The 5,389-nt window shown below is 51.4% G+C and carries 7 protein-coding genes and 1 pseudogene; 6 read left to right on the top strand and 2 right to left on the bottom strand.

The genetic code is table 11. The features are described from left to right. Window positions 1–85 precede the first annotated feature (85 nt). The 4 genes from H6F43_RS10375 to H6F43_RS10360 all read left to right on the top strand — a co-directional run bounded on the left by H6F43_RS10375 (window position 86) and on the right by H6F43_RS10360 (window position 2,365). The gene (locus H6F43_RS10375) at window positions 86–205 is read left to right on the top strand and encodes a photosystem II reaction center X protein (protein WP_190342702.1); all 120 of its coding nucleotides are present in this window, start codon (window positions 86–88) and stop codon (window positions 203–205) included. 191 nt (window positions 206–396) lie between these two features. Beyond that, window positions 397–1,275, top strand: a complete 879-nt coding sequence (locus H6F43_RS10370) for a Ycf66 family protein (protein WP_190342701.1) — start codon at window positions 397–399, stop codon at window positions 1,273–1,275. Between the two features lie 77 nt (window positions 1,276–1,352). Then, window positions 1,353–1,856, top strand: a complete 504-nt coding sequence (locus H6F43_RS10365; RefSeq protein ID WP_199290257.1) for a PD40 domain-containing protein — start codon at window positions 1,353–1,355, stop codon at window positions 1,854–1,856. Then, a complete protein-coding gene (locus H6F43_RS10360; protein ID WP_190342699.1) occupies window positions 1,853–2,365 on the top strand; it encodes a PD40 domain-containing protein in 513 nt (170 codons plus the stop codon). The genes H6F43_RS10365 and H6F43_RS10360 overlap by 4 nt, the downstream gene beginning before the upstream one ends. Window positions 2,366–2,427: 62 nt before the next feature. Here the strand turns inward: H6F43_RS10360 and H6F43_RS10355 are convergent, their stop codons facing one another. Both H6F43_RS10355 and H6F43_RS10350 read right to left on the bottom strand, forming a co-directional pair. Continuing rightward, entirely contained in the window at window positions 2,428–2,607 is a 180-nt protein-coding gene (locus tag H6F43_RS10355; protein WP_190342698.1) for a chlorophyll a/b-binding protein, read from the bottom strand. Beyond that, window positions 2,607–3,644, bottom strand: coding sequence for a succinate dehydrogenase/fumarate reductase iron-sulfur subunit (locus H6F43_RS10350; RefSeq protein ID WP_190342697.1), 1,038 nt, complete (start codon window positions 3,642–3,644; stop codon window positions 2,607–2,609). The genes H6F43_RS10355 and H6F43_RS10350 overlap by 1 nt, the downstream gene beginning before the upstream one ends. Window positions 3,645–4,289: 645 nt before the next feature. Here H6F43_RS10350 and H6F43_RS10345 point away from each other — a divergent pair. Together H6F43_RS10345 and H6F43_RS10340 are read left to right on the top strand one after the other, a co-directional pair. Next, complete coding sequence (locus H6F43_RS10345; protein WP_190342696.1) at window positions 4,290–4,706, top strand: AbrB family transcriptional regulator; 417 nt, start codon at window positions 4,290–4,292, stop codon at window positions 4,704–4,706. Between the two features lie 318 nt (window positions 4,707–5,024). Then, window positions 5,025–5,389, top strand: a pseudogene (locus H6F43_RS10340) (CPBP family intramembrane glutamate endopeptidase); the annotation flags it as partial.

The following is a 5,389-nucleotide window of genomic DNA, read 5'->3' as shown; positions in this document are numbered from 1 at the left end:
GCTAACTTTGCCCGATCGACTTCTCAAGTGTGTGACAGACCATTAAAATTATGAGGAATCGTTTTTCAAAGAGGCAAAGGGATTCATGACTCCGTCTTTAGCAAATTTCTTACTAAGTCTGGTAGCAGGTGCCGTAATTATTATAGTTCCGGCAACCATAGGGCTCGTTTTTATCAGCCAGCGAGATAAAATCCAACGCTCCTAATGGCGATCGGCACGCTCAAATCCGTGCATCCAGCAAACCTCAGGCTAAAGTGGAAGGAACTGATTATTCACGGCTTCCGCTGACGACTGGGGTTTTCATTATTGTGGCAAACAGCCGTCAGGTACCATAATCTGTGCGTAGAGCTTTGTAGCGCGAGTCGCTACCATAGGAGTACTTAGGAGAACGATTCAATGGTCAACGCCGGACTGATTTTGGGCAGCATTTTTGGAACGGGCATTCTGCCAACTCAGCCAATCCTGGCGCAGGTTGCTCTGGGGACCAATTGGTCAACCTTCATTGGAATCGCGCTGGCGTGTTCGGGCGTGGCGCTGTACGCTCTACGATCGATGCGTCCCAAGCTCGCACGCGACTACGACATTTTCTTTGCAGCCGTAGCGCTGCTCTGTGGCGGCATTTTGTTCTTCCAAGGCTGGCGGCAAGACCCGATTCTTCAATTTGGTCAATTTCTTCTGACAGGCTCCGTGATTTTCTTTGCGTTCGAAAGCATTCGGATGCGGGGAATTGCCACCGACCAAGCAAGAAAGAATACGCCGATCGTGGACGATGAGCGTCCAGTTAGTCCCGTTTACCGGGCGTATCAAGAAGCCGAATTTGAAGAACTGAATCCTTACGAAGAGCGTCAGCCTCGACGACGAATTTCGGGATCGTCAAATTTGCGCTCGCGAGATGAGTACGAAGATGAGGAGCGTCCCCGTCGCCCATCGACTCGCCGCAGCAGCGAACGCTCTAGCTCGAGCGATCGCACTCGTCGCACCCGTCCCCGCGCAGAAGAGGGACCGTCCGACTATACAGACTACACGGAAAGCCGTGACGACGTATCCAGTGTGCGTGAGGACCAACCACCCACTCGCACTCGTGGCACGTCTTCGCGTTCAGGCAACCAAGCACCCAGCGGTACCCGACCCAGACGCCCACGCCCCACGCCTACCGAAGACACTCCACCCAGCCGCTCTCGTCGGGATGATTCCAATTCTTCACCCTCCGAGTACGTGGACTACAAGCCTGTAGACCGTGACAAAGGCGAAGATGACAACTGGGGTGACTACTAAACAGGCTGCTGAGCGCTGCGACGGTGAACCAAGCAATCCATACTGGCTATTTTCGTAGGCTAGGCGCGTGTCTTAGTCTGCTGTTGGTTAGTTCACTTGTGGCTTGTACGCCGGGGAGTGCCCCTACAGGTCCCGCCGACCTAGACAGTCGCTACAACGACGAACAGCCTGCTCTTAGCGGTGATGGGCGTTTCTTGGCGTTTGTTTCCAATCGCGACGGCAGCCGAGGCATTTTGATGTACGACTTGAGGCAGCGGCAATTTGTCAATTTGCCCCGCTTAAACCGTCGCGACGCGATCGCCGAATCCCCTAGCCTCAGCTACACTGGACGCTACATTGTCTATGTTGCTAGCGATCGCGCCCGTCCAGAGATCGAGCTGTACGATCGGGCAACTCAACAGGTTCAAGTTTTAACTGCTGGCTATCGAGGCTGGTTTCGCCATCCCAGCATTAGCCCGGATGGACGCTACATTGTCTTCGAGACGGGCATCCGGGGACAGTGGGATCTAGAACTGCTGGACCGGGGACCTAATATTGAGTTAGATAGTCCTGACTTCGCGCGATCGCGCCCCTCACCGTGAAGCGTTTTTGGTTTGTTTTTGCTGTCTCTAGCGTGCTGGGTGGCTGTTCTACTGCCTATCTCGTTAACACACCGTTTGATCCCGGTGGACGTAGCCTTAATAGCCCCTTTGCAGAATTAACTCCGCGCATATCAGGGCGCTACATTGTCTTTGCGTCTGATCGCCGCAGCAGTCAAGACATCTATCTTTACGACACAACAACGCGCAATCTCATCGAGCTACCAGGGCTTAACGCGATCGACGTGATCGAGTCGAGTCCGTCTATTTCAGAGAGCGGACGCCACCTTGTGTTTGCGGGATCGCGGGAGGGACGCTCCAGCATCTACCTCTACGATCGCGACACACGCCAGCTTCGCAACCTGACCGAGAATCTACGGGCGCAGGTCCGCAACCCCACCATTAGCGCGGACGGCAACACGATCGCGTTTGAGTCCAGCGCCACCGGTCAGTGGGATATTTTGCTGTATAACCGCGCTGGACAGCCAATCAACGGCCAGCCTCCACCATAAGGGCACAGCATTAGTAAACGCGTCTCGAATTACCAAAAAATCTGCGCCCAAATGCTGTGCTTTTACCGCAACCCCAACCAAGTGATCAGGTCCTGTCCGGTAAAAGTCTCTAGCAGCAGTAGCGCGACGAATCCTAGCATCGCGAAGCGCCCATTGATCTGTTCAGCATAGGCAGTCCAGCCAAAAGCTGGCTCTGGGCGATTTAAAACTTCAGCAGATTGTTTAGAGGAATCAGGCATCATTAGCCACCAACGGGTTCAGGAGTATCAGATAGAGTATCACGCTGTTGTGAGGCGTCTAGACGCTGCACTGAGGTAATCAGCGCCCGCACCTCCGATGCACCTCCAGATGGCTCAAAGCTGGCAGGAAACTTGCGCTTCGTCACCATTCGCCAGCCTAAAGGTGCCAGACTAAGCAACCCTTTGAGGTCTCGAAAGGAATTTCCAACCACCTGCACGCCAAACTGCCGCTCGTCAATCCAGCCGCCCTGCTTCACAAGTTCAATCAGAACTTTGCGGTGGCGAATTGAGCGACTTGTCTGGGCGTTGGTGCGATCGAGAATTTCGCTTTTGATTTTGCTGATCTGTTCGAGCGGAGCCACCTCCATCGGACAGACAGAATTGCAGTAGTAGCAGCGGGTGCAGCCCCAAACGCCCTGTGTCCCCTGATTGTACTGCTCTAGCCGCGACTCGGTTTGCTGATCGCGGGAGTCAGCTACCATGCGATACGCTTTTGCTAGAGCATGGGGTCCAACAAACGTTGGGTTAACCTCATACGCATTGCACTCTGAGTAGCAAGCACCGCACAAGATGCAGTTGCCTGTCTGGTTCAAGCGTGAACGCTCCTCTGGAGTCTGCAAAAATTCTCGCTCTGGGACGCGACGCGCTTCCGTGCTGACGTAGGGATCAACTGCTTTTAGGTTGCTCCAAAAGCTTTGCATGTCCACGACCAGGTCTTTGATCACAGGCATGTTGCCCATGGGTGCTAGGGTAATTTCTGGAACAGCGGCTGCATTAGGCGACGATTGCTTCAGCCGCTCAAGTTCGCTTCCCACATTCTCTTTGCACGCTAACGCCGATCGACCATTGATTCGCATAGAGCAACTGCCACAAATGGTATTGCGACAGTTTTTCCGAAAAGCAAGGCTGCCGTCGTATTCCCACTTGATTTGGTTCAGGCAGTCCAGAATTGTGCTGCTAGGTTCAACGTCAAGTTGGTAGGTCTGAACTCGCGGAGAGCAATTCTGCTCCTGCCGGATGACTTTAAAAAGTACTTCCATTCTGAAGAATTATTGAGGTTTAGGCTGACTCAACCCTTCTGCGTGAGAAGTATGGATTCAGCGTGCTATTACGCTAACGTCGATCTTCCATGGTCAGCAATCGTATCTCTGCGGACATCTCCAGTTTAGATCTAAGAAGGTCGCTACCAACGATCAAATCTGCCTTTTAGACTAATCCGTTGTAAATCTTGTAGAGCAATTCTAAACCAGTTGTAAATCTATCATTCAAGTCAGCCATCATGGGTCACACAGTCCTTTGATGCCGAACCTCAGATCATCGATAAACGCACAGAAGGCTGCTCGTTAGCAATCCCTATTTTGATTTCATGGAAAATAGCCTGACTTCTTATTTGATTTAATTATCAAACCTTATGAGTACTGAATTCAGCGTCTGGCGTTTTGACAATCACCGCATCTCTAGTAGAGCTGATGCTGATCTGAGTGAGTACCAGTAGAGCCATCCGAACATGTTTCTGAACTCACGATTTAAGCGGTGAAGCCTATCTGAGATTTAGACGATCGACTACAAAATTGCTATAAAAGATCGTTGTTAAGTTTGAGGAATTTAAGGATATATTCTTTATAGTGCACAGGCTACTGGCTTAGACTCTGTTTGTCGCCCTGAATTGTTCAGGAATTAAAGAAATGGCTGAAACTGCAACGGCTCCGCTGACTGGAAAAGCGCTACTGCAAAAAGTAAAAGAACTCTCACATTTACCGCGCCGCGAGACGGCGAAGCAGTGTGGATACTACACGGTCACGAAAAACAACCAGACGCGCGTAAATTTGACTGATTTCTATGATGCGGTTCTGGCAGCACGAGGCATTCCACTCAACCCCGAAGGACCCAAAGATGGGCGCGGACGCGAACCTACCTATCGAGTTAGCGTTCACAAAAACGGTCAAATTGTCATTGGTGCAGCGTATACCCAGGCAATGGGACTGAAGCCCGGAGATGAGTTTGAAATTAAACTTGGATATAAACACATTCATTTGATTCAGCTCGACAATAGCAAGGGCGATGTCAATGGTTCATATGACGAAGAGGACGAGGAGAGCTAGTAGATAAATTTGGTCTCCAGACGACGCTCGATTTTAGAAATGATTGAGCGTGAGGGTCGAGATCAAATCCTCGCCACTGATTGACATTTTGCTGCTTGAGTCACGATCGATCCTGAATTTAGACGCTCTAAAGATATTTCGGCAGGAGCAGCAAAATTTTATTTGCTCTGCTGCTGTTTGCGATCGTCTAATTTTAGACAGCCATGATTGCACCATGCATAATTTGCGCTGCGGCTGACTCAGTTGATTCACTTTTACCCTCTAAGTTGCATCTACCACAGCCGATCGTTGTTCCTGCTCATGTCGAGCTTTGACACAATGAGCACTTTCGTTAAGTCGCTTCTTGAGGCACCTGCCCCACTCACTATTGGCGCGTTTTTCGTAGTTTGGGTGCTGATGTGGCTCCCGCTAGCGATCCCGTTGGCGATTGTGCTTCAGTGGCGTCCACCCAACGTGCCTACCGTTGCTCAGAAAATTCCACTGGTGCTGTCGCTCTACGCGATCGCACCACTTTTGCTGTGGTGGACCGCTCACTTAACAGGTGCGTCGTTTTCTCAGTATGGGTTTACGCCAACCGCGTCGCTGCTCACCTCGCTAGCAGCGGGACTGGGACTTGGCGTCTTGGGAGTAGTGCTGCTCTTTGGGCTAGAGACTGGGCTGGGTTGGATTGCTTGGCAGCCGTC

The organism is Leptolyngbya sp. FACHB-36, assembly GCF_014695955.1.
Taxonomy (GTDB): domain Bacteria; phylum Cyanobacteriota; class Cyanobacteriia; order Leptolyngbyales; family Leptolyngbyaceae; genus FACHB-36.
Note: the sequence above shows the minus strand (reverse complement) of the source record. Positions and strands in the feature narration are given on the sequence as shown.

Coding starts and splice junctions, on each gene's coding strand:
- H6F43_RS10375 (WP_190342702.1), top strand. CDS start 86: ATGACTCCGTCTTTAGCAAATTTCTTACTAAGTCTGGTAGCAGGTGCC.
- H6F43_RS10370 (WP_190342701.1), top strand. CDS start 397: ATGGTCAACGCCGGACTGATTTTGGGCAGCATTTTTGGAACGGGCATT.
- H6F43_RS10355 (WP_190342698.1), bottom strand. CDS start 2,607: ATGATGCCTGATTCCTCTAAACAATCTGCTGAAGTTTTAAATCGCCCA.
- H6F43_RS10350 (WP_190342697.1), bottom strand. CDS start 3,644: ATGGAAGTACTTTTTAAAGTCATCCGGCAGGAGCAGAATTGCTCTCCG.
- H6F43_RS10345 (WP_190342696.1), top strand. CDS start 4,290: ATGGCTGAAACTGCAACGGCTCCGCTGACTGGAAAAGCGCTACTGCAA.